Below are 25,336 nucleotides of genomic sequence, written 5' to 3' on the forward strand. Positions count from 1 at the left end.
CCGATGAATCACCCGCTGTACGGCCGTTCGTCCCGCTCCCTGTCGCACCGCCCGCTGGCGCTTGCCGTCGCCAGCTCGCTGCTGCTGGCCACCGCACTGCCAGCCATGGCCAGCGAATCACTCGAGGCCTGGCAGCAGCAGCGCCAGCTGCAGGCCGCGTGGGCGCAGCCCGCTGCCAGCATGGCACCCGCAGTGACAACCGCTGCACCTGCCGCCAGCAGCACCGCCGTTCTTGGCAACCCGGGCGATCCGGCCAGCTGGCGCAGCGATGAGTTCAACGCCGATTGGGGCCTGGCTGCGATGGGCGCGGACTACGCCTATGCACGCGGCCTGACCGGCAAGGGCGTACGCCTGGCGCTGTTCGATTCGGGCTCCGCGCTGGCGCATCCGGAGTTTGCAGGACGCAATACCTCCAGCATCACCATCGGTGCCGACTGCGCGACGCCGGGTGTGGTCGCGGGGACCGGTGCCTGCGGGCAGACCCGCGGCGAACAGCCCGGCTACAACTACTACGGCCTCGGTGCCGGCGTTCCGGCCGCACTCGCGGCACGCCTGATCGCGGCCGGCCAGCCCTATGGCTTCAGCTACGCCGACCACGGAACGCATGTGCTTGGCACCATCGGCGCCAACCGCAATGGCACCGGCATGCATGGCGTGGCCTTTGGTGCGGATCTCACCGCCGCCCGCGTGTTCGGCGACACCTACTATGAGTGGCGCCTGGATCCGGACAACTACTATCGCCCGCGCGCGGTGTACCGCACCGATCCGGATGACGCCGCCACGCTGGATATGTATGCACAGATCCAGGCGCAGGGCGTGCGTGCCATCAACCACAGCTGGGGCATCTCCACGCGCAACATGACCGCCGCCGCGCTGGACCAGCAGTACGCCAACATCGGTGCCGACTACGGCGTGTACGGCAGCATCTACGCCAGCAATGGCGATACCCCGGGCTCCACCCTCATCCAGGTGTGGTCGGCTGGCAACGGCAGCGGCGCCGTCGCCGGAATCACGGCCGCCATGCCGCGCTGGAAGCCCGAACTGGAACCGTACTGGCTGGCCGTGGCCAACGTCCGCCGACCCAACGCCGCTGCGGGCGAAACCGACTATGTGATCGATGGCAGTTCCAGCATCTGCGGCGTTGCCGCCAACTGGTGCATCTCGGCACCCGGCACCGACATCGTCAGCACCATCGTGTCCGGCGATATCCAGGGCCGCGTCGAGAACACCTCCGCCTATGTGCGGCTGATCATCGACAGCGAGAACACCCAGTACGTCTATGGCACCAAGACCGGCACGTCGATGGCGGCGCCGCACATCACCGGCGCGCTCGGCCTGCTGATGGAGCGCTTCCCCTATCTGGACAACGCGCAGGTGCGCGACGTGCTGCTGACCACCGCACGCGACCTGGGTGCAGCAGGCATCGATCCGATCTACGGCTGGGGCATGGTGGACCTGAAGAAGGCCATCGAGGGCTACGGCTCGCTGCGCGTGGACACCAACGTGGTGATGAACCAGAAGGCCGGCGGCCTGAAAGTCTGGGAAGGCGATGCCTGGGACAACTGGACCAACGACATCGGTGGCCCTGGCAAGCTGACCAAATCCGGTATCGGCTGGCTGCGCCTGAGCGGCAACAACAGCTTCAACGGCGCGGTACTGCAGGACGGTACGCTGGAATTGAACGGCGCCAACACGCTTGCCTCGGCGGTCGAAGTACAGGGCGGCCAGTTGCTGCTCAACGGCAGCCTGGTCTCCACCGCACTGACCACTACCGGTGGCGTGAGCACGGTCAGCGCCAGCGGCGTGTTGAACAACAGCAACCTGGTGATCAACGGCGGCGTGGTGTCCTTCAACGGCACGCAGACCGGCGGCACCACCACGGTCGGCGCCAACGGCCTGCTGAAGGGCGTCGGCACGCTCGGCCATACCCGCGTGGACGGCATCATCGCGCCGGGCAACTCGATCGGCACGCTGACCATCAACGGCAACTACGTGCAGGGTGCCACCGGCGTCTATGCCGCCGAGCTGGCCCCGGGTGGCCGCAGTGACCAGTTGCACGTGACCGGCACCGCCACCCTTGGCGGCACGCTGGTCGCGCTGCCGGAGCCGGGTGTGTACTACCTCGGCGAGCAGTTCAACTTCCTGCGTGCCGATGGAGGCATCAACGGCCAGTTCGCCAAGACCGACTTCAGCGCGTTCTCCCCATTCCTGCAGTTCAGCCTGGCCTACGGCACCAACGGCACGCGCATCGACGTCGCCCGTGGCGCTTCACTGACCACCGCCGCGCACACGCCCAACCAGCGTGCCGTGGCGGCCGCCGCCGACCTGCTGCCGATCGCCCAGGGCCTGCCCAAACCACTGACCCAGCTGTTCCCGCAGCAGGTTGGAGGCGTGCTCGATGGCCTCAGCGGCGAGCTGCATCCGGCCACGGCCATCGCCCTGGTCGAGGGCAGCCGCTACGTGCGCGATGCCGCGTTGTCACGCCGTGTCGGCGCCGCCGCGCCCGGTAGCGACGTGGGTGACGCGACGGGTGCATGGGTGCAGGCCATCGGTGGCAATAGCAAGCTGGACGGTGACGTCAACACTGCCCGCACCGAAGCCAACAGCAACGGCCTGCTGGTCGGCATCGACCGCGAGTTCTCCGGCTGGCAGGTCGGCGTGCTGGCCGGTACGGGCCGCACCGACGTGAAGCAGCAGGAGCGTCGCGCCAAGTCGAAGATCGACAACACGCACTTCGGTGCCTACGCCAGCCACAACTGGGGCGGTTTCGGCCTGCGCGGTGGTGTGGCGTGGAGCAGGCACGAGGTGAAGAGCACGCGTGATGTCGCCTTCGCAGGCTTCAGCGACAGCCTGAGCGCGCGCTACGACGCCCGTACCCGCCAGGCCTTCATCGAAGCCGGCTACCGCTTCGGTGGCCCGGAAGCCGGGCTGGAGCCCTACCTGCAGGTCGCACGCGTGGAAGTGGACCTCAAGCGCGTCAACGAACGCGGCGGAGCAGCGGCACTGCAGGGCAAGGTGGACGATACCGGAACCACGATCGCCACTGCCGGCCTGCGCTTCGACAAGGGACTGAAGGCTTCGTTCCAGCAGGAGAGCTGGCTGCACCTGCGCGGTGGCGTCGGCTATCGCCGCGCTTCCGGTGATCGCAGCCAGGTCGCCAACCTGGCCTTCGCCAACGGAAGCACGACGTTTGCGGTCAACGGCGCGCCGATCGCCGACAACGCGGTGGTGGCCGAACTGGGTCTGTCGGCCTGGCTGACCGAGCGCCAGCAGCTGGAACTGGGCTACAGCGGCCAGTACGGCAGTGAAAGCCGCGACCACAGTGCGAATGTGCGCTGGTCGGTGCGGTTCTGATTCCGAAAATGTGCGCTTGAAGCATCGGGGCGGCCTGATGGCCGCCCCCTTCTAGCAGCACACCGGCAAGGGTGGCCGGGGCAGCGGTGCCGCCCCGGCCGCGGCGACCCTGGGGAGTGGGACGCCGCTGATCGTCAGGCCGCCTTCATCGCATGCTTGCGCGCGCGCATCACGTTGTGGCACTCCTGCACTTCCGGCAACAGCTGGGTGACTTCCTGGCGTACCGCCGGCGGCAGCTCGTTGTCCTTCAGCACGTCCTTGAACGCGCCCAGCAGGCGGTCCTCCGATTCTTCCAGCTCGGCCACATAGCCATAGTTGGTGTCACCGAAGGCTGCACGCACCTTCCCGTAGAACTGCTGCATCGAACCCACCACGGTGCCATGCTCGGCCGGCTTGCCGCCGCTGGCAGCCACCGAACCACTCAGCGCCGCGACGATGCGGCCCTTGACGCCGGCGATGCGGGTGAACAGGGCCGACAGCTCGGCATCCTTCACCTTGGTCGCCGCTTCTTCATAGAACGACTTGCCGTCACGGGCGATCTCGATCAGGTCGTTGAGACGATGTTCGATGGTGGACTGGGTGCTCATGGCGTTGCTCCTGTATCGTCGTTTCGGGGGAGAAAAGCAGCCTCGACCGCGCTGCCTGTGGATCCACTCTGGACACACTCGTGTGGTTCGCAGGTGAGCAACGATTGATACGTACATCACTTCACCCAACCCGCACTGACTTTTTCACGCGGCGGTGGCGCGTGGATCACATCGAGCGATCCTGGGCAGGGTCACCAAGGAACAAAGAGGATGATCAGCACGATCACCAGGACCGCAACGAGTGCTCCCATCAGCACGTTTCTCTGGCGCCAACTGGGCTTCGGTTTTCCGGGGGTATTCATGCCTGTTACCTGTCTCTGCGGATGACCCCGGCAGACTGATGTATCCAGGACAGTGCGTGCGTGCAGAACACGTGCAGGCAACGTGCAGGGCACCGCCCGCATGTCGATTTACGGCGCACTCGCTCGTCAGAGCATCAAAGCCATCCTTGACCGCGGACTGCCCCCATGCCTCCCATCCTCACCGCCTTCGCCACCTCCCCCGACCGCGGCCAGGGCCTGGCCCGTGACATGCGCGTGCGCTGGGCACTGGAGGAACTGGCCGTAGCCTATGACGTACAACTGCTCACCTTCACCGAAATGAAGCAGCCCGCGCACCTGGCACGGAATCCGTTCGGGCAGATTCCCACCTGGCAGGAGGGCGACCGGACCCTGTTCGAATCCGGCGCCATCGTCTTGCACCTGGCCGAACAGCACCCCGGCCTGCTGCCGCGCGATCCGGACGCCCGCATGCGCGCGCTCATGTGGGTGTTCGCTGCGCTGAACACGGTGGAACCACCCATCGTTGAGCGCTCCATGGCCTGGGTGCTGGAGCGCGAGCAGCCGTGGTACGCGCAACGGCTGCCGATGCTGGATGAGCGGGTTCGGGCGCGACTGGCGCAACTGTCGACATGGCTGGCCAAGGCGCTGTGGCTGGACGGCGAGTTCAGCGTGGGCGACCTTATGATGGTCTCGGTGCTGCTGCGCCTGAAGAGCAGCGGGCTGCTCGACGAGTATCCGACGGTGGCCGCCTATGTGGCCCGCGCGACGCAGCGGCCCGCCTACCAGCGCGCCTTCGCCGCGCAGCTGGCGGTATTCCAGAACGGGTAGTTCCACGCCATGCGTGGAAACACTCAGCGCAAGCTGCGCCGGCAGGCGGCCTGCACCAGCATCAGCTGCGCCACCAGGATCAGCATCGCGCAGCCCGACAACAGCCAAGGGTCGATGTACCACTGCTCATTGAAACTGAAGTCGCCTGCGGAAATGCGTTTCCAACCGTTGAAGTGCTGCATCGCTGCGACCACGAAGGCGAAGCCACCCGCTGTGTACGACAACCAGGGCACGATGAGGCTCCCCGGGCGCGCGAACAGCGTCAGCAGGCCGAGCACGCCGATGACCGTGCGCTGCACGCGGCAGTACGGGCAGACATAGGCCATCCCGCTCCATTCCACCGCCCAGGCCAACAGGCTGACCAGCACGGCCGCGCCTGCGGCGGCGTGCAGGACTTTCGGCGTGATCGTCATGCCACTCGCGTGTGCCATCCCGTGTTCCTTGGTTGAAAGACCCGGGCAGGGTAGCAGTGCTGCAGCCTCATCCCTTCTTGATGACGGTCCGCTTGCCGATGGTGCTGGTCCTGCCAGCGGTCGGCCTGGCCAAGCCAGGAATCAGGAAATCGGTGACCTTGTGGCCCATCGACACCTTGGACGCCAACCAGCGCGGCATGCGCCCGCGACCGGTCCAGGTCAGGCGCTTGTATTCCGGGTCGCGATACTTGGGCGCGACTTTGCCGGATTTACGGCGGGCGGGTTTGCGGGCGGGCGCAGGTGTTTCCGAGGCTTGGCCGCCGAAGAGTTCTTCGAGGGTGTAGCCGGCTTCGGCGGCGGCGGCCTTCAGCATCCGCCGCACCGCACTGGCCGGACGGCGGCTGGAAATCAGCTGTTTCCGCTGTTCAGCGGCAACCACCAGGGCACCCAGCTCGCGAAGGCTGAGCGATTCAATATCGATCGTCATGCGGGAAAGGTCTACTGCAGCGCGGCAGCTGTCAAGGCGCCTTGCCCGGCGCGTAGACACGGGCTTCACCGCCGGTGGGCTCCGATCGCCTGCGTCGGCCATCTCCGAGGACCTCGACGTGAGCACTTCATCGCATTCGCTCGCCTACCTGCTTGCACGCATCCTGCTGATGGCCCTGTTCCTGGTCTCCGGGCTGGGCAAGCTCGGCGATCTCAGCGGTACCCAGGGCTACATGGAGGCGATGGGAGTACCCGGCATCCTGCTCTGGCCGACCATCGCCTTCGAAATCGGCAGCGGCCTGTGCATCCTGCTCGGCTTCCAGACCCGGCTGGTGGCGGTCGTGCTCGCAGGCTTCAGCCTGGTCACCGCTTTCATCTTCCACCACAACTTCGCCGATCAGACCCAGCAGATCATGTTCCTGAAGAACCTGGGCCTGGCCGGTGGCTTCCTGCTGCTGGCCTGCACCGGAGCCGGGCGCTACAGCATCGATGGGCGTGGGCGGCGCACGCAGCTGTAACGCCAGACCAGGGCAGCGAGAGTACCCTCGCCGGATGCGGGAGGCACTGGACCAGGACGATCAACGGCTGACCGCGACTTCCGTCATTGCTGACGGCTGGCTGGCCAACCTCGTCAGGGAATCGTCTCAACGTGAAGCACACAGTGCAGGACACGCAGGATCCGCTGCAGCCACCGCGATCGGTCAGCTTCCGGGAGGCCGTTGCCTTCTGGCTGAAGCTCGGCTTCATCAGTTTTGGCGGTCCCGCCGGTCAGATTTCGATCATGCACCAGGAGCTGGTCGAGCGTCGGCGCTGGATTTCCGAACGGCGCTTCCTGCATGCACTGAACTACTGCATGTTGTTGCCCGGGCCGGAAGCCCAGCAACTCGCCACTTACATTGGCTGGCTGATGCACCGTACCTGGGGCGGGGTGGTTGCCGGGATGCTGTTCGTGCTGCCCTCGCTGCTCATCCTGATCGGGCTGTCATGGCTCTATGTGACGTTCGGTGAAATGCCCGTGGTGGCCGGGTTGTTCTACGGGATCAAGCCGGCCGTCACGGCCATCGTGGTGCATGCCGCCTATCGCATCGGCACGCGCGTGCTGAAGAATGCTTGGTTGCAGGTGATCGCCGCTGCCTCGTTTCTGGCCATTTTCGCCTTCGGCCTGCCCTTCCCGCTGATCGTACTGGGTGCTGCGCTGATCGGTTATTGCGGCGGACGATTCGCCCCACGGATGTTCGGCGTCGATGGTGACCAACGTGCCCCGCGGCAGACGTTCGGACCTGCGCTGATCGACGACGATACCCCTGCGCCGGCGCATGCGCGCTTTCGCTGGCGGCGCCTGATCGTGCTGGCAGCCACAGGCGCGGCGCTATGGGCGTTGCCCATGGGCGTGTTGACCGCGCTGTTTGGTTGGGAAGGCACGTTGACCCAGATGGGCTGGTTCTTCACCAAGGCCGCACTGCTGACCTTTGGCGGCGCCTATGCGGTGCTGCCCTATGTCTACCAGGGCACGGTGGTCCACTACGGCTGGGTGACACCCACGCAGATGATTGACGGCCTGGCCTTGGGCGAGACCACGCCGGGGCCGCTGATCATGGTGGTGGCCTTTGTCGGCTTCGTCGGTGGGCATGCCGCTGATGCAGTGGGTACTGGTCAGGCATTCCTGGCTGGCGCGGTGGCTGCCAGCGTGGTCACCTGGTTCACCTTCCTGCCCTCTTTCCTGCTCATTCTCGCGGGTGGCCCGCTGGTGGAATCGACGCACAACGAACTGAAGTTCACCGCGCCGTTGACGGCCATCACCGCCGCCGTGGTCGGCGTGATCCTCAACCTGGCCCTGTTTTTTGGCTACCACGTGTTCTGGCCGCAGGGGTTTGTCGGCCCGTTCGATTGGCCATCGGCGCTGCTCACGCTGTTCGCCGTCGTGGCCCTGTTCCGTTTCAAACGGGGTGTCATCCAGGTATTGGCCTGCTGCGCGCTGCTGGGTTTGGCTGTGTACCTGATGCGGAACTGGTGAGTGAGCGTGCGCGTGGAGCACCATGGGCCGCACAGGGGCGTAGGCCACTGGCGCACAGCCCGGCGAACGTCCGGTGGAGGCGACGTGACTGTCCCTGAAATCCCGTTCGCCGATCTCCTGGGTTCCGGCACGGCCCGTACTGCGGCGGGGTGGTCGGGACACGCTGGCGAAGATCTAAATGGATACCTCTGAACCCGACATTTCCCTGCAGGACGAGATCAAAGCTCTCCGCCAGCGGTTGGCGGTCCTTCGTTTCATATTTCAGGCAAGGAGTGGCTCACTGTTGACGAGGCCGCGCACTATTGCGGCTGTCGTCCGGCCAGTTCCGGAAGAACGCTCCTGATCTCGGCCTTGTCCCTAGGAACTTCATGGGCAAGCAGCTCTATGAGAAGAGTGAACTGTATAGGGCTATTCACAATGCCAGCCACTGGGCCATGCGTGGGCGTGTTGGCTCCAACACTCCATCTGTTGCACCGAGGTCTGCGCGGGTGGAAGAGGCTCTTGCCCGCTTGAGCCGCTGTGACCAACGAAGGGGAAGCGCTGATGGATCAGGCTAACAAGCTGATGACGCTCGCTCAGGCGGCGGAGCTTTGTGCATGCCACCGGGTTGCGCTGGCTCGACGAAAAGACACTGCAGATAATTCCAAGTGCCTGATTCGATGGTGGGCCCACCAGGATTCGAACCTGGAACCAAGGGATTATGAGTCCCCTGCTCTAACCGTTGAGCTATAGGCCCTGCGCAGCGCCACAGTGTAGTGGAGGCCATGCTCGATCGGCTACCCGGCAGCAGCAAGAGCCTCAGCAACGCGCCCCAACCGCTTCTCCGCCGCTTCCGCAAACCACATCTGCCGCCGCAGATGTGCCTGGAACAGCGCCACCGTCCTCCTGGCCTCTTCCAGTGCCTTCTGGTTGCCGCCGTCAAAGCCCTCGACCAGTTCCGCACCAGACAGCGTCAGCAACGCATACGTCGTGCGGCGGGCAAACCCCAGCCGATCCTCACGCTCATCCTGCATCACCTCATCCCAATCAAGCAGCGACGAAAAATCAGTCTGCCGGGAATCAGACAGATCGTGCTCCACATCATTCATGGCGTTACTCCGGATGCATGGCAAATCAGTGCCGCAGGCCGCATGTGATGTACGTGACCTGCTGCGCGCTTGCATCAGCGCCGATGGAGACCGGCCTGCCTACGCGATGTGTTGAGCATCTGCACGGTCAGCGTGCGGCCACCGCGGGACGTAATCAAATGGCAGATGCGACATCGTCAGGATCCGAGCGGCATGGCCGGGAACGACCAAAGAAAAACCCCGCACCAGGCGGGGTCTCTCTCAACGCTTCAACAGCCGCTGGCTATCAATCGATATCCAGGAAGCTGCGCAGCTGCTCCGAACGGCTCGGGTGACGCAGCTTGCGCAGGGCCTTCGCTTCGATCTGGCGGATGCGCTCGCGGGTCACGTCGAACTGCTTGCCGACCTCTTCCAGCGTGTGGTCGGTGTTCATGTCGATGCCGAAGCGCATGCGCAGCACCTTGGCTTCCCTCGGGGTGAGGCCGGCCAGCACGTCGCGAACGGTTTCAGACAAGTTGATGTTGGTGGTGTTCTCGATCGGGGACTCCACGTTGGTGTCCTCGATGAAGTCGCCCAGATGGGAATCCTCGTCGTCGCCGATCGGGGTTTCCATCGAGATCGGCTCCTTGGCGATCTTCATCACCTTGCGGATCTTGTCTTCCGGCATGTCCATTTCCTTGGCCAGCTCCTCCGGCGTAGCCTCGCGGCCGTACTGCTGGAGCATCTGGCGGGAAATGCGGTTCAACTTGTTGATCGTCTCGATCATGTGCACCGGAATACGGATGGTGCGCGCCTGGTCGGCGATCGAGCGGGTGATCGCCTGGCGGATCCACCAGGTGGCGTAGGTCGAGAACTTGTAGCCGCGGCGGTACTCGAACTTGTCCACGGCCTTCATCAGGCCGATGTTGCCTTCCTGGATCAGGTCGAGGAACTGCAGGCCACGGTTGGTGTACTTCTTGGCAATCGAGATCACCAGGCGCAGGTTGGCCTCGACCATTTCCTTCTTGGCCTTGCGCGCCTTGGCTTCACCGTAGGCCATGGCACGGCTGATTTCCTTCAGCTCTTCCAGGTCCAGCTGGGTCAGCTTCTCGATGTCGATCGTCGCCTGCTGTTCGGCGATGATCTGGTCCTTCACTTCGCGCAGGGCCGACGACCACTTCTGCTTGCGCTTCAGTGCGTCTTCCACCCACTCCAGGTTGGTCTGGTTGCCTTCCCAGGAACGGATGAAGTCCTTGCGCGGCATGCGCGCGGTGACGGTGGCCAGGTTCAGCACACGGCGCTCATGCGACTTGATGTCGGCCATGGTGTCGCGCAACTGCTTGGTCAGCACGTCGGTCAGCGGCAGCGGCAGCTTCAGGGTGACGAACACCGCCGACATCTCTTCGCGCAGGCGCGGCAGGTTCTTCTTGTCGCCCTTGGTCGCGGCCTTCTTGAAAGCGTTGAAGGCATCGCTCAGTGCCTGCATGCGCGCGGCGACTTCCTCCGGATCCGGACCGGTCGGTGCGGCTTCTTCATCGCCACCGTCGACATCGTCGTCCTCGTCCTCGTCGCCTTCGGCGTCCGCATCGGCGCTGTCATCGGCAACGACCGCCGGCGGTGCCGGCTCTTCGTCGACCAGGTCGTTGAAGCCGACGATCACTTCGGCCAGGCGCTTCTTGCCTTCCTTGTGGGCTTCGTAGTCGTTCAGCAGCGACTCGACCGAAACCGGGAACTGGCCCAGGGCCGCCTGGACCTGCGAAAGGCCTTCCTCGATGCGCTTGGCGATGGCGATTTCGCCTTCGCGGGTCAGCAGCTCGACGGTGCCCATTTCGCGCATGTACATGCGCACCGGGTCGGTGGTACGGCCACCTTCGGTGTCGAGCGCGCTCAGCGCGGCGGCAGCTTCTTCAGCCGCGGTGTCATCGACTTCGCGGTTGCCGGTGTTGCCATCGTTGAGAAGCAGGGTTTCCACATCCGGCGCAACTTCATGGACATCGATGCCCATGCCGTTGATCATGCCGATGATGTCTTCGATCTGTTCCGGGTCGACCATGTCGTCCGGCAGATGGTCATTGACTTCGGCGTAGGTCAGGTAGCCCTGTTCCAGGCCCTTGCTGATCAGTTGCTTGATTTCGGATTGGGCAGGACGTTCGTTGGCCATGTAGTGCTCGCGCCACCGGCTAGGGAGAAATAGGGAACGTAGCATTATACCAGCCCGGGGCCCCGCCTGCCGGGCGGTGGTCCCGCAGGCTCAGGGCCTGAGAAGGAAGGTCACGGGACCGTCATTGACCAGGCTGACGACCATATGGGCACCAAATCGGCCCGTTTCCACCCCGGGCGCGTGATTTTCACGACAGATCTCGACAAATCGATTGAACCCGCGTTCAGCCTCGTCCGGCGGTGCGGCGGTCGTGAAACTGGGGCGCATGCCCGAACGGGTATCGGCGGCCAGGGTGAACTGGCTGACCAGCAGCAGGCCGCCGCCCGTGTCGCGCAGCGACCGGTTCATCTTGCCGGCCTCGTCGGCGAACACCCGGTAGCCCAGCAGGCGCTCGGCCATCCGTCGCAGCTGGGCCTCGGTATCGCCCGGTTCCATGCCGACCAGGGCCAGCAGGCCGGGGCCGATCTGCCCCACCACTTCCTGGTCGACGTGGACGGCGGCCTGGCTGACGCGCTGGATCAGGACGAGCATCGTGGGCTTCCAATGAACAGGGCCGGCCACGATAGCAGCGCCCTTGGCTAAACTGGCGCCGATGAATCCGCAACGCAAAGCCCGGCTGGTCTACCGCGCCACCACCCTGTTCGCCCGCCTGCCCTGGCCAGTGTTGCGGGCGTTCGCGCATGCCCTGGCGTGGACGTGGGTCCGTCTCAACGCTCGCGAGAGCCGCGTCACCCGGCGCAACCTGGAACTGGCCTACCCGGAACTGGACGGTCCGGCGCGCGACCGCCTGCACCGCGAGCTGCTGCGCTCCACCGCCCTGCAGGCCATCGAGACGCTGCGGCTCTGGAGCCAGAGGCCGGCCGACAACCTGCGCCTGCACCTGAAGCAGCGCCACGGGGAAGCCCTGTACGACGCGGCGCTGGCCAGCGGGAAGGGCGTGATCGTGGCCGCACCCCACTTCGGCAACTGGGAGCTGCTGAACCAGTGGCTGGCCTCGCGCGGGCACATCGCCATCGTCTACAAGCCACCAGAGGACGAGGCCAGCGACGCCTTCCTGCAGCTGGTGCGGGGCGGCCAGAACGTGCAGCAGGTACGCGCCGAGGGCCCCGCCGTGCGCCAGCTGTTCAAGGTGCTCAAGGACGGCGGTGCCACCGGCATCCTGCCCGACCAGCAACCCAAGGCCGGCGACGGCGTGTTCGTGCCGTTCTTCGGCGTGCAGGCACTGACCATGACCCTGGTCAACCGGCTGGCCGAGCGCACCGGCGCCACCGTGCTGTATGGCTGGTGCGAGCGCATCGGGCCGGACATGGAATTCGCCCTGCACATCGAGCCGACCGACCCCGCCGTGGCCGACCCGGACCCGCAGCTGGCGGCCACCGCGCTCAACGCCGGCATCGAGCGCATCGCCCGCCGCGACCCGACGCAGTACCAGTGGACCTACAAGCGCTATACGCTGCGGCCACCAGGCAGCGGCGAGGAAGACCCGTACGCGACCGAAGAGCATCCGCACTGACGGTCGCATCACGCGGGCCCGTCCGGCCCCTGCGACCGGCGGCCGCACCACGTTGAATACGACGCCGTCGCCCCCATAGAGACTGCGATGTCCGCCTCCCCCGGTCCTGCCATGCTTGCTGCCTCTTCCCTGTTCGGCGACCCCGCCGCGATCCGCTGCGAACGCGCGGTGGCCGAACTGCGTGCCGGTCGCCCGGTACTGCTCCACGATGGCCAGGGCCAGCGCCTGGCGGTGATTGCACTGGACAGCGCCACTGCCAGCAGCTTTGCCACGTTCGCCGCTGCCGCGCGCGAGCGCCACTACCTGTTCCTGACCGCCACCCGCGCCCGCGTGCTCGGCGTGGAAGCACCGGAAGGCGCGCGCCTGCCGCTGGCCGGCATTGCCTTCGATACCCTGCCCTCGCTGGGTTACCTGCGCGAGCCCGGCCCCATGCCCGACGGCTGGGCGGCCGGCGACGCCTTCGATGCCGGCGCGGTGGAGCTGGCCCGCCTGGGCCTGCTGCTGCCGGCAATGGTCGCGGTGCGCCTGGACGTGGATGACCACACGTTCGACGGTGCCGCCGAGGTGGCCCTGTGCGACCTGGCCGAAGGCGCAGCACATGCGGCCCACGACTACGAACTGGTGGCGCGTTCGCCGGTACCGCTGCGCGACGTCGGCATGACCACCTTCGCGGTGTTCCGCGGCGGCGTGGCCCAGCGCGACCAGGTCGCGATCATCGTCGGCGAACCGGACCTGTCGGCGGTGGTACCGGTACGCGTGCACTCCTCGTGCCTGACCGGCGACCTGTTCGGCTCGCTCAAGTGCGACTGCGGCGACCAGCTGCGGCGCGGCCTGCGCAAGCTGAAGGAACTGGGCGGTGGCGTGCTGCTGTACCTGGACCAGGAAGGCCGCGGCACCGGTATCGCCGCCAAGATGCGCGCCTATGGCTACCAGCACGACGGCCTGGATACCATCGACGCCGATGCACAGCTGGGCTTCGGTGCCGACGAACGCCGCTACGGCAGTGCGGTGGCGATGCTGCATGGCCTGGGCATTTCGCGCGTGGCTCTGCTCAGCAACAACCCGACCAAGGCACAGCGCCTGCGCAATGCCGGCATCGAGGTGCTGGACTGCATTCCGGTCACCGGCGAGATCACCGCGGAAAACGAACACTACCTGCGCACCAAGGCCGATCGTGCTGGTCACCTGCTGGATGTCGATGCGCTGATCCAGGCTGCCCAGTAACACAGCCGACCTGCTACCGTCTGCGCGGTGCGGCCACCGCCGCCGCCGCTCGCCCTGCCACCTGACGGAGCCCGCGTGACCGACGTCGCCCCCATCGCCCCGACCACCGAAGCCTGGCAATCGCTGCCGCAACGTGCCGCCCGCCTGGCCGCACTGGAAGGCGCCTTCGGCGGACTGTTCGTACCGGGTCTGCCACTGGCCGCAGCTGCCTGGTTCTTCGATCTGCCCGGCGGCCTGTGGACTGCCGCCCTGGGGCTGCTGATCGGCATCCTCTTCGGCGCCTGGCTCGGCCGCCGGCGACTGACCCGCACCCGCTGGCGCCTGGATGACCAGGGCCTGGGCCTGCGCCGCGACCTGATGTGGCAGCTGGAAACCCGGATTCCCATTTCGCGCGTACAGCACCTGGACCTGCGCCGGGGCCCGTTGGAGCGACGCGCCGGCCTGGCCACGCTGATCGTGCACACTGCCGGTACCCGCATGAGCGCGGTCACCGTCAACGGCCTGGATGAAGCCGACGCCGAGCGCCTGCGCGACACCCTCTCGCACCAGCTCGACCAGGACGCCGACGCCCTGTGAGCCTGCCGCCGCCCCTGCCCGCATCGCTGCCTGCCGGTGGCGAGGACCATCGCCTGCACCCGTGGTCGTGGTTGTTCGTGCTGCTGATGCAGCTGCGACACTACTTCCTGCCGCTGGTCGCGCTGCTGGTGTTCGGCCAGCGTGGCGAGCGCGACCCGATGTGGGCGCAGTTGATTCCACTGTCGGCGATCGCGGCACTGGTGCTGGTCTCGGTGCTGCAGTACCTCAGCTACCGCTACCGCATCGGCAGCGATGCCATCACCGTGCGCAGCGGGCTGCTGGCGCGCAACCGCCGCGAGATCCCGTTCGCCCGCATCCACAACGTGGAAGTGCGGCAGAACCCGTTGCACCGGCTGTTCGGTGTGGCCGAGCTGCGCCTGGAATCGGCCGGCGGCGTGCGGCCGGAAGCCGAGATGCGGGTACTGAGGCTGGACCAGGCGCTGGCGCTGGAACGGCTGGTGCGCCAGCGTGGGCAGGCACCGCAGCCCGCCGACGCCGTTGCCACTCCCTCGATCACCGGGGCCGACACCGAACAGGTGCTGCTGCGCCTGTCGAGCTGGGACGTGGTGCGCATGGGCCTGCTCTCCAACCGCGGATGGGCACTGGCGATCGCCGCCTTCGGCGTGCTGTTCCAGACCGTGCCGCGGCCGGTGATGGACGCGGCCATCCAGCGTGGTGGCAGGGAGGCCTTCGGCTACGCAAGCCACCTGCATCCCGGCGTGGCCGGCGCCTTCCTGCTGCTGGCCGCAGCCCTGCTGCTGGGCTGGCTGGCGCTGCGTGCGTTGTCGGTGGTGCTGACCCTGCTGCGCTATCACGGCTTCACTCTCAGCGAGCAGGATCGCCGGCTGACCGTCTCGGCTGGCCTGGTCAGCCGAACCCGCAGCAGTGTCGCGCGTCGCCGCATCCAGGCCTGGACGCTGTACGAGACCACCCTGCATCGCTGGTTCGGCCTGCGCCAGCTGCGCGTCGACAGCGCCGCCGGCGGCCCTTCGCGGGACCAGGACCGCGCTCTGCGCGAGCTGGCACCGCTGGCCCCGGCAATGCGCTGCGAGCAGCTGGTGCAGCACCTGTTGCCTCAACTGCAGTGGCCGCCGGCGCAATGGCAGTCCATTCCGCAGCGTGGCTGGTGGCGGCTGTGCCTGGGCGCGCTGCTGCTGGTTCCCCTGCTGGCCGCCGCCGCGTACTGGCGCTGGGGATCATGGGGCCTGATCGTGCTGGCCTGGCTGCCGCTGGCGCTGCTGGTGGCCCACCGGCAGATGGCGCGCATGGGCTGGTATCTGGATGACCACTACGTCGCCGTGCGCGGCGGCTGGTGGAAGCGCTGGTGGCGCTGGGCCGAGCTGGACAAGGTGCAGGGCCTGCGCCTGCTGCGCTCGCCACTGGACAAGCTGCTGGGCACCAGCAGCCTGCAGCTGGATACCGCCGGCGCGCATGGCGATGTGGCATTGATCCTGCACTACCTGCCGCAGGCGCAGGCGCAACAGGTGATGGATCAACTGGCGGCCGCGCTGGCGCGGCGCAAGCTGCGCTGGTAGGCAGTGCCGGCCGCTGGCCGACACTACCGCGGCCGGGGTCGCGCATCCACGCATGGCGTGGATCTACTGTAGAGCCGAGCCCACGCTCGGCTTACCGCTGCGACGGCCCCCAATACCCCAGGTCCTTGCGGATCTGCAGGTCGCGCACCCAGCTGCCGAACGGCTTGCGCCGCAGCACGCCCATTTCACCGGACAGGAAATCCTCGGTAGCCGCAATCACGCGCTCGCTGGACAGGCCATCGCGGTACGGATGGATGGCATCGGCGTAGCGCACGATCTCCGCCTGCAGCGCGGCGTCGGGATGCAGCGCGCGCTGCAGCATCGCCGGCAGCTGCACCGGGTCATCGAAGTCGATCATGTGCGGCTTGGGCACCCGGTTGCGGAAGGTCACCACCGGCTTGTGCTGGACGATGAACTCCGAAACGATCGAGGACGTATCGGACACCAGCACATCGGCGGCGCGCTGTGCGGCCATCACCTGCTCCGGCTCGATGAAGCGCGCATTGGCACCGGCCAGCGCGCGGTAGCGTTCGAACAATTCCGGTGGGCACTTCGGGTGCAGGGTCAGCAGCCAGTAGCGGTTGCCCTCTGCGATGTCGGCAGCAATCTGCGCATGCAGGTGCGGGGCTGCGCTCAGGCGTTCGGTGAAGGTCGAACCGAACAGGATCACCGGGCGTCCTCCAGCGGCGGCGCGCAGCGCGGCGCTCTCGCCACCATCGTCGCGGAACAGCGGATCCAGCTTCGGCCAGCCGGTCTCGGCCACCGCGAAGTGGCCCTGCAGGGCCGCGATCTCGCGGAACGGCCCGGTGGTGGCCGGCCCCTGCGTGCAGTACAGGTCGAACATGCCGCGCACCCGGAAGTGGCCGCGCGCACTGTCCCGCTTCTCCACGTTGAAGCCATGGAACAGCTGCACCTTGGCTCCCGAAAGGAAGGTCGGCACCCAGTTGGCGGCGCTGAACACCGCCCGCGGCCGCATTGCCAGCGCCTGCTTGAGGCCGATGTTGGGCACTCCCGGCAGCTGGCTGCCGGCCGCGCCGCCCTCGAACCAGGCCGCCACCTCCTGCCCGGAGACGTGCAAGGCCTGCGCCAACGGGGCGAGAATAGGCAGCGCATAGCGCTCCGTCGCAAACAACAGGTACCCGGCCATCATGTCCTCCACGACCGCTCCCATCGAACGGCCTCGCATCTCGGCCTGCATTATCGCGTTCAACGAGGCCGGCCGCATCGGCGACTGCCTGGCCTCGCTGGCCTTCTGCGATGAGATCGTCGTCGTGGACTCCTACTCCACCGATGCCACCGTGGCCATCGCCGAGGCCGCAGGCGCCCGCGTGCTGCAGCGCCCGTTCGACGGCTTCCGCAGCCAGAAGGCGTACTGCGTCGAGCAGGCCGGCCACGACTGGGTGCTGTGCCTGGACGCCGATGAGCGGATCAGCCCGGAACTGCGTGAGGCCATCGAACAGGCCCGCGACGGTGGCTTCGCTGGCCATGCCGGCTATCGCTTCGCACGCCTGTCGGAGTACTTCGGCAAGTTCCTGCGCCATGGCAATGCCTACCCGGACCGGGTGATGCGCCTGTTCGACCGCCGCCGTGGCGGCTGGCGCGGCAAGCGCGAGATCCACGAGGCCGCCAGCGTCGATGGCAGTGTCGGTACCCTGCGCGGCGACCTGGTCCACTACCCCTACCGCTCCTTGCAGCAGCAGCTGGCCAAGACCGAGAAGTACGCGCGGATGATGGCCGAGCACGAGTTCGCGCGCGGCAAGCGGGCCACCCTGGGCAAGCTGGTGCTGGCACCGGCCTGGCGGTTCTGGCGCGGCTTCGTGTTCCGTGGCGGCTTCCGCGACGGCTGGCATGGCCTGGTGTACGCCTATGTGCGCGCCAACTACGTGCGCCAGAAGACCATCATGCTGTGGATGCTGGGCAACGGCCAGGCCGTAGCCGACCCGCCGAACCCCTGATCGCCGGGCCCTGCCCGGCGCGCCGATGCATCACGCCCCGGTGACTGCCCGGTGGCGCGCGCCTTCGACGATCGACAGGCCGGTCAGCAGGCCGACCAGGGTCACGTAGAAACTGGCCGTCATCTGGTGCGCGAACATCGACTGGGTCAGGCCGCACAGCGCATAGGTGATCACCAGCATGATGCCGGCTGCGGCCGGCCCCCGGAAGGTCGTCCGTCCGCTGCGGCGATGAAGCCGCACGAACACCCCTAGCGGGATGCCATACACCGCCAGCAACAGCAGCAGGCCCGGTACGCCCTGGGTCGCTGCCCATTCGGCAACATCGTTGTGCGCATGCCCCAGGTGGCAACGCATCTCTTCCGGATTCTCACGGCAGACCGGCACGCGCAGCATCGCGCTGTCGAAATGACCGATGCCAACGCCCACCAGCGGGTGATCGAGGAAGGTCTCCCAGGCCACCTGCAGGCGTTCCACGCGGGCACCGGCAGAAGAATCACTGTCGCCCAGTTCCATCCGCTGCACGTCACTGTGCAGCTCGCTCAGGCGCACCTGGTGACGCAGCTCCGGCACCGACAGCAGCAGGGTCGCACCGATCGCCAGCATGCCGGCCAGCACCGACAGGCGCGCCGCGCCGGTGCGCCAGCGCAGGCTCAGTGCCAGCACCACCAGCAGCGCCAGCAGGGCGGCGAACACGCCGCGGCTGCCGGTCAGCACGATGGTGCCGCAGCCGGCGGCCATGCCGAGGATCACCAGCGACCAGCGCCGCGATGGGCGACAGAACACCAGCAGCACCATCAACACCATCACGATGTCGGCCAGCACGATGGCGTTGGTGAACAACTCTGCGCGCGGGGCGCCACCCAGCACCTGCCACAGCGACATCGCGAAGGTGGCGAGCAGGCCGGTCAATGATCCGTACCAGAGCCACCGCAGGTTGGGACGCAGCGCGCAGACCCAGAGCGCGATCCACGGGATCACCACGAATCGCGAGCGGTTGTCGACGTCACGCAGGCCCTGCTCGAACAACACCACCGACAGTACGCCGAGCGCCAGCACCGCCAGCATCAGCCAGGCCAGCACTTTCACCGGCTGACCGGCCATGCCGCGCGCGCGCCACAGCAGCTCCGGCGCCAGCAGCGTGCTGAGCAGCAGCAGCAGGCCATACGGCAACAGGTTGATCGGCACGGTCAGCACCAGTGCCGGCAGGCAGAACAGGCCCAGCTGGGCGAGCGCATGCGCGACCCCATGGCGCCCACCGGCGGGAACGCCCAGCGGGTTTCCGGCCAAGGGGTTCAGGTTGTCCGGTGAAGCTGGCACGTCGGGAAGTATCGCTGCAATCTGCGGGAAGAACGGGACGGGCCAACGCAGGCCGTCCCAGCCTGCTGTTTTACTGCCTTTGGGCCCGCTTGGGCAGACTGGACAAGCCGGAATCGTGGTGGCTAGTCATGTTCCCGCAAACGCCGTTCACGTTCGCGCTCCTCTGCAGTGACCACGCAGGGCACCTTCACCGCTGCTGCCGGCACCAGCCACCAGCGCCGCCGGTTGGCCACGCCGGCCAGTTCAGAACGGTTGCGGTCGACGCACGACAGCATCGCGTATTCGTGCACCAGCAACCAGCGGCGTCCGGGCGCCAGCCGCTGCCAGCGCGTGGCCGCAATCAGCTGCTCGTCCCAGTCCGTCTCGAAACCGAAGGTCGCTGCGGGGCGGTCGGCCAACAGCAGATGCTGCTCCTTCCAGGCCACCAGCCCCAATTCGGCATCCGGTCCCAGACGGTCACCAACCGTGCGCATCAGGCCGCGGGCGGAACTGGAATCGTTCAGCAGCGGATAGCCGACCAGGCTGTACAGCACCCAGACCATCGCCAGGGTCGACACCAGCGCCAGATGCCGGCGACGGCCGCAGGCCAGCAGGCTCAATCCGCCCCACACGCCCATCGCCAGGATCGTCCAGGCCAGTGCGTCGACAGCGCCGGGCCCCAGCCCGCGGCTGTGGGTCAGGCGCAGCTCGAAGGCCGGGTCGCCCAGCACCGCCATCGCACCGGCCAGGGCCAGGCCCAGTGACAGCAGGCCGGTGAACACCCCCACCACGGCCTGCACATCGCGCCGCCTCAGCAATCCAGGCAACAGCGGCGCCAGCACCAGGCAGAACATCGGCAGCGCCGGCAGGATGTACACATCGCGCTTGCCGGCCGGAATCGAGAAGAACAGCACCACCATCAGCCACCAGGCCAGCGGCAGCAGGTAGCGCGGGTCGCGGCGGCGCAGCCGGCGGCGCCACGCCGGAATCGCCCAGGGCAGGGCCAGGAACGCCGGGATCCACATCAGCGGCATCGTCGCCAGGAAGTACCAGGCGGGCTGGTGGTGGTCCCAGGAATGGGCGTAGCGCCGCGCCGTCTGCTGGAACAGGATGTCGTCCATGTAGGCCCGGTACTCGTCCGAGCCGGTGGCAAAGCCGGCCAGCAGCATCGGCGCCAGCCACAACGACACCGCCAGCAGGAAGGCCAGCGGCGCCAGCCAGAAGCGCGCATCGCGCGCATGCAGTCCCACCCGTGGCCACTGCAGCGCCGCGGCGATCGCCGCAGGCACGAGCATCAGCAGCGCCAGCATCCCCACGCCCTTGGTGATCACGCCGATGCCAGCAAAGAACCAGCCCAGCCACCACCAGCGCCAGCTGGGTCCCAGCAGAAGGTGGCGCAGCAGGCCGTAGTTGGCCAGGGTGATGAACAGCAGCAGCAGTGGGTCGATCTGCGCCTTCTTCGCCTGGAAGGTGAACTGCAGCGCGAACAGCAGCGCCCAGCCGGCATACAGCCCCACCCGCCGCGTCCACAGGCGCCGCCCCAGGTCGACCACGCACCACAGCGTGCCCAGGGCCGCCAGCAGCGACGGCAGCAGGAAGGCCACGCGCCACTGCCCGACCAGGCTGTACAGCGTGGCCTGCCACCACATCAGCATCGGCGGCTTGTCCGAGTACAGCTCGGTGCCGCGATGCGGGAACAGCCACTGCCCGCTGTCGAACATCTGCTTGGCCACCAGCGCAAAGCGCGGTTCGTCCGACGGCCACGGATCACGAAGGCCCAGCCCGGCCCCCAGCACCAGCAGGGCCATCACCACGAACAACCACGTCTCGCGCGACGCGCGGGATTTCAGCATGGGACTCGGAACGTCAGCGGGGTCAGGCTGTTTTTAGCAGACGCGCGTAAAAGAAACCGTCAGCATCGTTGTCACCCGGCAGGCGCTGGCGCGCAATCCCCTCGCAATCGAGGCCGAATGTGTCATCCAGAGGCTGTGCCGCTGCGTCCGGATGCCACTTCAGGAAGGCTCGCACCTGATCGACGTTCTCGGCGCGCAGGATCGAACAGGTGGCGTACAGCAGCACGCCTCCCGGGCGCAGCATCGACCAGCAGGCCTCCAGCAGGCGGGCCTGCACGCCGACCAGCGCATCGATGTCCTCGGCGCGGCGGTGGAACATCACGTCCGGCTGGCGGCGGATCACGCCGGTGGCCGAGCACGGGGCATCGAGCAGGATGGCGTCGAACGGCGTGCCGTCCCACCAGGCCCCGGGATCGCTGGCATCGGCCACCCGGGTCTGCGCGCCCTCACCCACACCGGTGCGGGTGTAGGTATCGCGGGCGCGCGCGAGGCGACGCGCATCGATATCGAGCGCCAGCAGGCGCAGACTGGGGTCACGTTCCAGCAGGTGCGCCGACTTGCCACCGGGCGCCGCACAGGCGTCCAGCACGCGGGCGCCGGTCGCGGGCGCCAGCGCGTCGGCTGCGCATTGCGCCGACAGGTCCTGCACCGACAGTGCACCGTCGGCAAAACCCGGCAGCTGGTTCACCGCAACGGGGGCTGCCAGGCGCAATGCATCGGCGCAGAGCGCGCTGGGTTCGGCGGCAATGCCCGCCTCGGCCAGTGCCGCCAGTGCCTTGTCGCGGCCACCGTGCTGGCGGTTGGCACGCAGCCACAACGGTGCCGGTTGCAGGCTGGCGCTGAAGATCGCCTCGGCCTGTGCCGGCCAATCGCGTTCCACCGCATCGGCCAGCCATTCCGGGAAGGCATCGCGCGCCGGCTGCTCCGGGAAACCCTCGCGTTGCGCGCGGCGCAGGATCGCATTGACTAGGCCGGCCTGGCGCTCACGGCCCAGCGCACGCGCGGCATCGACCGTGGCCGACAGCGCCGCATGCGCCGGCAGTTCCAGCACGTCCAGCTGGGCGAAGCCCACCATCAACAGGGTGCGCAGGTCGGCGTCGCGCGCCGACAGCGGCTTCTGCATCCACGACTGCAAGGCAGCGTCATAGGTACTGCGGCGACGCAGGACCGCAAAGCACAGCGCTTCCAGCAGGGCACGATCGCGGCTGTCGGCCAGCTTCGGCAGCGCCCAGGCCAGTTCGGCCTTCAATGAACGGCCACGGGTGAACACCTGTGCCAGCACACGCGCGGCCAGCATGCGCGTGGCCGCGCCCGGCGCCGCCTTGGCCACGGAGAAATCGTTCTGCTTCGACACCGCTTATGCTCCCACGCGCAGATCACGGCGGGCGTTGAGGTAGTCGGCGGCGGTGATCGCCTTGCCGCCTTCGCGCTGCAGCGTACGCAAGCGCAGTGCGCCCTGGCCACAGGCGATGTCGATGCCATCGCGGCTGGCCGCCAGCACCGTGCCCGGCGCTTGGCCGTGGGCCGCATCCAGCGCCACCGCGCCATGGATGCGCACGCGTTCGCCAGCCAGCGTCGCTTCGGCGATCGGCCACGGATTGAAGGCACGCACGGTACGCGCCAGCACATCGGCGCCCTGCGCCCAGTCCAGACGGGCTTCGGCCTTGTCCAGCTTGTGCGCATAGGTCACGCCCTGCTCCGGCTGCGGCCGCGCGATCGGCTTGATGCCGGCCCGCAGCAGGCCCAGGCCGTCGGACAGGACCTGTGCACCCAGCTCGGCCATCTTGTCATGCAGCTGGCCACCGGTATCGGTGGCAGCGATCGGCAGTTCCTGGTGCAGCAGCACCGGGCCGGTATCCAGGCCCGCTTCCATCTGCATCAGGCACACACCGGTCTTTGCGTCACCGGCCTGGATCGCGCGCTGGATCGGCGCAGCACCGCGCCAGCGCGGCAGCAGAGAGGCATGCACGTTCCAGCAGCCGTGGGTCGGGATCGCCAGTACTGCCTTGGGCAGGATCAGGCCGTAGGCCACCACCACCATCAGGTCCGGCTGCAGGTCGCGCAGCTGCTGCTGGGCAGCCTCGTCCTTCAGTGATTCGGGCTGGTAGACCGGAATGCCACGGGCCACGGCTTCCAGCTTGACCGGCGACGGCGCCAGGCCACGGCCACGGCCGGCCGGCCGGTCAGGCTGGGTATAGACGGCCACGACCTCGTGGTGGCGCGCCGCGGCGCGCAGCGACGACACCGCGAATTCCGGCGTACCGGCAAAGACAATCCTCATGGCTACCCCACTTGCAGGATGGATTCGTGCAGGAAAGAAAACGGCGCCGTCGGCCGGCGCCGTGCAGCCCGCGCGCGTCGCGCAGGCACGGGCCACCCGAAGGGCGGCCCGGATGGGCGATCACGCCACGTGCTTGCGCTGCTTGGCCAGCTTCTTGCGGACCATCTCGCGCTTGAGCGGCGACAGGTAGTCAATGAACAGCTTGCCGTCCAGGTGGTCCATCTCGTGCTGGATGCAGGTGGCCAGCACTTCACCGGCCTCCAGCTGCTGCTCCTGGCCGTTGCGGTCCAGGTACTTCACGGTGATGGTGTCGGCGCGGGTGACGTCGGCGAAGATGCCCGGGACCGACAGGCAGCCCTCCTGGTACACCCGGCCCCCGTCCCTGGCGACGATTTCCGGGTTGATGAACACATGCGGTTCATTCTTTTCTTCGCTGACATCGATGACCATGAAGCGCTTGTGCACGTCCACCTGGGTGGCCGCCAGGCCGATGCCCGGGGCGTCGTACATGGTCTGGAACATGTTGTCGATCAGTTCCTGGAAGGCCGGCGTGGTGACTTCGGCGGCGTCGATCAACGCAGCCTTGGTACGCAGGCGCGGATCGGGGAACTCGAGAATGGGGAGAAGGGCCATGGCTGTTTCCGGATAGGGGGCCGGCACGCCGGCATACGTCGCAGATTCTAGCTCCAACGCTTGCCTTGCGCCCCGGTTTCTGGACTATAGTGCGCGGACCTGTTGGGGAATCAGGGCTTCACACCTATGTTGCTTCGTTTTCGTACGGTCGTCGCCGCGGCGATGCTGACCGTGGCTGCCTATGCTACCGCCGTGGAAGTGAATGGCGGGCACCCGGACACCTATGTGGTCCGAAAAGGGGATACGTTGTGGGATATCGCCGCACGTTTCCTGCAGAAGCCTTGGCTGTGGCCGGAGATCTGGCAAGCCAATCCGCAGATCGCCAACCCGCACCTGATCTATCCAGGTGACGTGCTGAGCCTGGCCTACCTGGACCGGGTGACCGTATCCCAGGCCGGCCCGCGCCAGGAGGCCCCGATCGACGCCATTCCGCTGGCCCAGGTCGAGCCGTTCCTGAAGCAGCTGAGCGTTGTCGACAGCATCAAGCAGCTGCCCTACGTGGTCGGCCTGGAGGACAGCCGCCTGCGCGTGTCCGGCGGTGACACCGTCTATGTGCGCCTGGCCGATGCCCAGGTGGGCCAGCGCTGGGCCGTGGTACGCCCGACCGTGCGGTACGCCCAGCCCAAGCCGACCGAAGACCTGACCGCCAATGGCGACGTGACCCCGGGCAGCGGCAACCTGTGGAAGGCCTACAACGCGCTCAACGCCCGCCGTGGCGTGCTCGGCTACGAGCTGGCCCAGGTCGCTACCGGCACCATCACCCAGATTGCCGGCGGCAAGGTCGAGGCCTCCACGCTGGTGCTGGACAAGAACGACGGCGGCCGCGAAGTGCGCGCCGGTGACCGCCTGGTGCCGGTCGAAGCCAAGCCGTACGACCTGCAGTTCATCCCTCATGTACCCGCTGCCGGTGTCGAGGGTGTGGACGTGCGCGTGCTGGCCGTCACCGACATGTTCAATGCCGGTGGCCCGCGCGACGTGATCGCGATCTCGGCCGGCCGTGCCCAGGGCGTGGACAACGGCACCGTGTTCTCGCTGTGGCGCCCGGGCCGCCATGTGGCGCACCGCATGAAGTACCCGGGCTCCTCGCGCATGGACGACTCGCTCAGCACCGGCGCGGGCCGGGTCTCGCTGCCGGACGAGTATGCCGCGCACGCGATGGTGTTCCGTACCTTCGACAACGTCAGCTACGCGCTGGTGATGCAGGGCGTGAAGCCGGTACAGGTCGGTTACAACGCGCTGCACCCGGACGCAAAGTAACCGTTGCCGGGCGTGCCGGCCGCTGTCCGGCAGGCGTCTGCGG

22 protein-coding genes and 1 tRNA gene are annotated in these 25,336 nt (G+C 67.3%); 10 read left to right on the top strand and 13 right to left on the bottom strand.

Going from position 1 to position 25,336, the window contains the following annotated elements; translation table 11 throughout:
* The first annotated feature begins 3 nt into the window (after positions 1 to 3).
* A complete protein-coding gene (locus tag AB839_RS02110) occupies positions 4 to 3,354 on the top strand; it encodes an autotransporter serine protease (protein WP_061478115.1) in 3,351 nt (1,116 codons plus the stop codon).
* A gap of 134 nt (positions 3,355 to 3,488) precedes the next feature.
* On the opposite strand, the gene AB839_RS02115 is transcribed toward AB839_RS02110, so the two are convergent.
* Positions 3,489 to 3,941, bottom strand: coding sequence for a PA2169 family four-helix-bundle protein (locus AB839_RS02115; RefSeq protein WP_005419568.1), 453 nt, complete (start codon positions 3,939 to 3,941; stop codon positions 3,489 to 3,491).
* Between the two features lie 467 nt (positions 3,942 to 4,408).
* Between AB839_RS02115 and AB839_RS02120 the strand changes: the two genes are divergently transcribed.
* Positions 4,409 to 5,050 carry a glutathione S-transferase family protein gene (locus AB839_RS02120; protein WP_061478116.1) on the top strand — a complete coding sequence of 214 codons (642 nt, stop codon included), beginning with the start codon at positions 4,409 to 4,411 and terminating at the stop codon, positions 5,048 to 5,050.
* Positions 5,051 to 5,073: 23 nt separating this feature from the next.
* On the opposite strand, the gene AB839_RS02125 is transcribed toward AB839_RS02120, so the two are convergent.
* Both AB839_RS02125 and AB839_RS02130 read right to left on the bottom strand, forming a co-directional pair.
* Entirely contained in the window at positions 5,074 to 5,481 is a 408-nt protein-coding gene (locus AB839_RS02125; RefSeq protein ID WP_061478117.1) for a hypothetical protein, read from the bottom strand.
* Between the two features lie 49 nt (positions 5,482 to 5,530).
* A complete protein-coding gene (locus AB839_RS02130; protein ID WP_061478118.1) occupies positions 5,531 to 5,950 on the bottom strand; it encodes an H-NS histone family protein in 420 nt (139 codons plus the stop codon).
* A 118-nt stretch (positions 5,951 to 6,068) separates the two neighbouring features.
* On the opposite strand from AB839_RS02130, the gene AB839_RS02135 reads away from it, so the two are divergent.
* Both AB839_RS02135 and chrA read left to right on the top strand, forming a co-directional pair.
* Positions 6,069 to 6,467, top strand: coding sequence for a DoxX family protein (locus AB839_RS02135; protein ID WP_061478119.1), 399 nt, complete (start codon positions 6,069 to 6,071; stop codon positions 6,465 to 6,467).
* A gap of 164 nt (positions 6,468 to 6,631) precedes the next feature.
* Positions 6,632 to 7,963: a chromate efflux transporter gene (gene chrA, locus AB839_RS02140; protein WP_342668042.1), complete on the top strand. Its 1,332-nt coding sequence runs from the start codon at positions 6,632 to 6,634 to the stop codon at positions 7,961 to 7,963.
* Between the two features lie 660 nt (positions 7,964 to 8,623).
* Here the strand turns inward: chrA and AB839_RS02145 are convergent.
* From AB839_RS02145 to dtd, 4 genes are all read right to left on the bottom strand, one after another.
* Positions 8,624 to 8,699, bottom strand: a tRNA-Ile gene (locus tag AB839_RS02145).
* A 40-nt stretch (positions 8,700 to 8,739) separates the two neighbouring features.
* On the bottom strand, positions 8,740 to 9,051 hold the full coding sequence (locus AB839_RS02150; protein WP_061478121.1) for a hypothetical protein: 312 nt from the start codon (positions 9,049 to 9,051) through the stop codon (positions 8,740 to 8,742).
* Between the two features lie 265 nt (positions 9,052 to 9,316).
* The gene (rpoD, locus tag AB839_RS02155; RefSeq protein ID WP_005419586.1) at positions 9,317 to 11,170 is read right to left on the bottom strand and encodes an RNA polymerase sigma factor RpoD; all 1,854 of its coding nucleotides are present in this window, start codon (positions 11,168 to 11,170) and stop codon (positions 9,317 to 9,319) included.
* A 90-nt stretch (positions 11,171 to 11,260) separates the two neighbouring features.
* Entirely contained in the window at positions 11,261 to 11,701 is a 441-nt protein-coding gene (dtd, locus tag AB839_RS02160) for a D-aminoacyl-tRNA deacylase (protein ID WP_005419588.1), read from the bottom strand.
* A gap of 61 nt (positions 11,702 to 11,762) precedes the next feature.
* Here dtd and AB839_RS02165 point away from each other — a divergent pair, with 61 nt between their 5' ends.
* The 4 genes from AB839_RS02165 to AB839_RS02180 all read left to right on the top strand — a co-directional run bounded on the left by AB839_RS02165 (position 11,763) and on the right by AB839_RS02180 (position 16,018).
* Positions 11,763 to 12,683, top strand: a complete 921-nt coding sequence (locus tag AB839_RS02165) for a lauroyl acyltransferase (RefSeq protein ID WP_061478122.1) — start codon at positions 11,763 to 11,765, stop codon at positions 12,681 to 12,683.
* A gap of 87 nt (positions 12,684 to 12,770) precedes the next feature.
* On the top strand, positions 12,771 to 13,907 hold the full coding sequence (ribA, locus tag AB839_RS02170; protein WP_061478123.1) for a GTP cyclohydrolase II RibA: 1,137 nt from the start codon (positions 12,771 to 12,773) through the stop codon (positions 13,905 to 13,907).
* Positions 13,908 to 13,982: 75 nt separating this feature from the next.
* Positions 13,983 to 14,483, top strand: a complete 501-nt coding sequence (locus AB839_RS02175; protein WP_005419594.1) for a PH domain-containing protein — start codon at positions 13,983 to 13,985, stop codon at positions 14,481 to 14,483.
* A complete protein-coding gene (locus tag AB839_RS02180) occupies positions 14,480 to 16,018 on the top strand; it encodes a PH domain-containing protein (RefSeq protein WP_061478124.1) in 1,539 nt (512 codons plus the stop codon). The genes AB839_RS02175 and AB839_RS02180 overlap by 4 nt, the downstream gene beginning before the upstream one ends.
* Before the next feature lie 91 nt (positions 16,019 to 16,109).
* Here the strand turns inward: AB839_RS02180 and AB839_RS02185 are convergent, their stop codons facing one another.
* Positions 16,110 to 17,168 carry a CDP-glycerol glycerophosphotransferase family protein gene (locus AB839_RS02185; protein WP_061478125.1) on the bottom strand — a complete coding sequence of 353 codons (1,059 nt, stop codon included), beginning with the start codon at positions 17,166 to 17,168 and terminating at the stop codon, positions 16,110 to 16,112.
* Here AB839_RS02185 and AB839_RS02190 point away from each other — a divergent pair.
* Positions 17,167 to 17,973 carry a glycosyltransferase family 2 protein gene (locus AB839_RS02190; RefSeq protein WP_061478126.1) on the top strand — a complete coding sequence of 269 codons (807 nt, stop codon included), beginning with the start codon at positions 17,167 to 17,169 and terminating at the stop codon, positions 17,971 to 17,973. The genes AB839_RS02185 and AB839_RS02190 overlap by 2 nt on opposite strands.
* Before the next feature lie 30 nt (positions 17,974 to 18,003).
* On the opposite strand, the gene AB839_RS02195 is transcribed toward AB839_RS02190, so the two are convergent.
* The 5 genes from AB839_RS02195 to def all read right to left on the bottom strand — a co-directional run bounded on the left by AB839_RS02195 (position 18,004) and on the right by def (position 24,036).
* Positions 18,004 to 19,260 (bottom strand): O-antigen ligase, encoded by a 1,257-nt coding sequence (locus AB839_RS02195; RefSeq protein WP_061478127.1) that lies wholly within the window; start codon positions 19,258 to 19,260, stop codon positions 18,004 to 18,006.
* Positions 19,261 to 19,412: 152 nt separating this feature from the next.
* Entirely contained in the window at positions 19,413 to 21,122 is a 1,710-nt protein-coding gene (locus AB839_RS02200) for a glycosyltransferase family 39 protein (protein WP_061478128.1), read from the bottom strand.
* Between the two features lie 22 nt (positions 21,123 to 21,144).
* Positions 21,145 to 22,476 carry a 16S rRNA (cytosine(967)-C(5))-methyltransferase RsmB gene (rsmB, locus tag AB839_RS02205; RefSeq protein ID WP_061478129.1) on the bottom strand — a complete coding sequence of 444 codons (1,332 nt, stop codon included), beginning with the start codon at positions 22,474 to 22,476 and terminating at the stop codon, positions 21,145 to 21,147.
* A 3-nt stretch (positions 22,477 to 22,479) separates the two neighbouring features.
* The gene (fmt, locus tag AB839_RS02210; RefSeq protein WP_061478130.1) at positions 22,480 to 23,403 is read right to left on the bottom strand and encodes a methionyl-tRNA formyltransferase; all 924 of its coding nucleotides are present in this window, start codon (positions 23,401 to 23,403) and stop codon (positions 22,480 to 22,482) included.
* 120 nt (positions 23,404 to 23,523) lie between these two features.
* Positions 23,524 to 24,036, bottom strand: a complete 513-nt coding sequence (gene def / locus AB839_RS02215; RefSeq protein ID WP_005419619.1) for a peptide deformylase — start codon at positions 24,034 to 24,036, stop codon at positions 23,524 to 23,526.
* Positions 24,037 to 24,162: 126 nt separating this feature from the next.
* Between def and AB839_RS02220 the strand changes: the two genes are divergently transcribed.
* The gene (locus AB839_RS02220) at positions 24,163 to 25,293 is read left to right on the top strand and encodes a LysM peptidoglycan-binding domain-containing protein (protein ID WP_061478131.1); all 1,131 of its coding nucleotides are present in this window, start codon (positions 24,163 to 24,165) and stop codon (positions 25,291 to 25,293) included.
* The last annotated feature ends 43 nt before the right edge of the window (positions 25,294 to 25,336 follow it).

The sequence above is a fragment of the Stenotrophomonas sp. DDT-1 genome (genome assembly GCF_001580555.1).
GTDB lineage: Bacteria > Pseudomonadota > Gammaproteobacteria > Xanthomonadales > Xanthomonadaceae > Stenotrophomonas > Stenotrophomonas sepilia.

What these genes read in the sequence shown, in the direction of transcription:
- AB839_RS02120 (WP_061478116.1), top strand. Translation starts at nt 4,409, where the DNA reads ATGCCTCCCATCCTCACCGCCTTCGCCACCTCCCCCGACCGCGGCCAG.
- def (WP_005419619.1), bottom strand. Translation starts at nt 24,036, where the DNA reads ATGGCCCTTCTCCCCATTCTCGAGTTCCCCGATCCGCGCCTGCGTACC.
- AB839_RS02220 (WP_061478131.1), top strand. Translation starts at nt 24,163, where the DNA reads ATGTTGCTTCGTTTTCGTACGGTCGTCGCCGCGGCGATGCTGACCGTG.
- AB839_RS02125 (WP_061478117.1), bottom strand. Translation starts at nt 5,481, where the DNA reads ATGGCACACGCGAGTGGCATGACGATCACGCCGAAAGTCCTGCACGCC.
- AB839_RS02110 (WP_061478115.1), top strand. Translation starts at nt 4, where the DNA reads ATGAATCACCCGCTGTACGGCCGTTCGTCCCGCTCCCTGTCGCACCGC.
- AB839_RS02165 (WP_061478122.1), top strand. Translation starts at nt 11,763, where the DNA reads ATGAATCCGCAACGCAAAGCCCGGCTGGTCTACCGCGCCACCACCCTG.
- rpoD (WP_005419586.1), bottom strand. Translation starts at nt 11,170, where the DNA reads ATGGCCAACGAACGTCCTGCCCAATCCGAAATCAAGCAACTGATCAGC.
- dtd (WP_005419588.1), bottom strand. Translation starts at nt 11,701, where the DNA reads ATGCTCGTCCTGATCCAGCGCGTCAGCCAGGCCGCCGTCCACGTCGAC.
- AB839_RS02130 (WP_061478118.1), bottom strand. Translation starts at nt 5,950, where the DNA reads ATGACGATCGATATTGAATCGCTCAGCCTTCGCGAGCTGGGTGCCCTG.
- fmt (WP_061478130.1), bottom strand. Translation starts at nt 23,403, where the DNA reads ATGAGGATTGTCTTTGCCGGTACGCCGGAATTCGCGGTGTCGTCGCTG.
- AB839_RS02190 (WP_061478126.1), top strand. Translation starts at nt 17,167, where the DNA reads ATGTCCTCCACGACCGCTCCCATCGAACGGCCTCGCATCTCGGCCTGC.
- AB839_RS02115 (WP_005419568.1), bottom strand. Translation starts at nt 3,941, where the DNA reads ATGAGCACCCAGTCCACCATCGAACATCGTCTCAACGACCTGATCGAG.
- AB839_RS02200 (WP_061478128.1), bottom strand. Translation starts at nt 21,122, where the DNA reads ATGCTGAAATCCCGCGCGTCGCGCGAGACGTGGTTGTTCGTGGTGATG.
- AB839_RS02150 (WP_061478121.1), bottom strand. Translation starts at nt 9,051, where the DNA reads ATGAATGATGTGGAGCACGATCTGTCTGATTCCCGGCAGACTGATTTT.
- ribA (WP_061478123.1), top strand. Translation starts at nt 12,771, where the DNA reads ATGTCCGCCTCCCCCGGTCCTGCCATGCTTGCTGCCTCTTCCCTGTTC.
- AB839_RS02185 (WP_061478125.1), bottom strand. Translation starts at nt 17,168, where the DNA reads ATGATGGCCGGGTACCTGTTGTTTGCGACGGAGCGCTATGCGCTGCCT.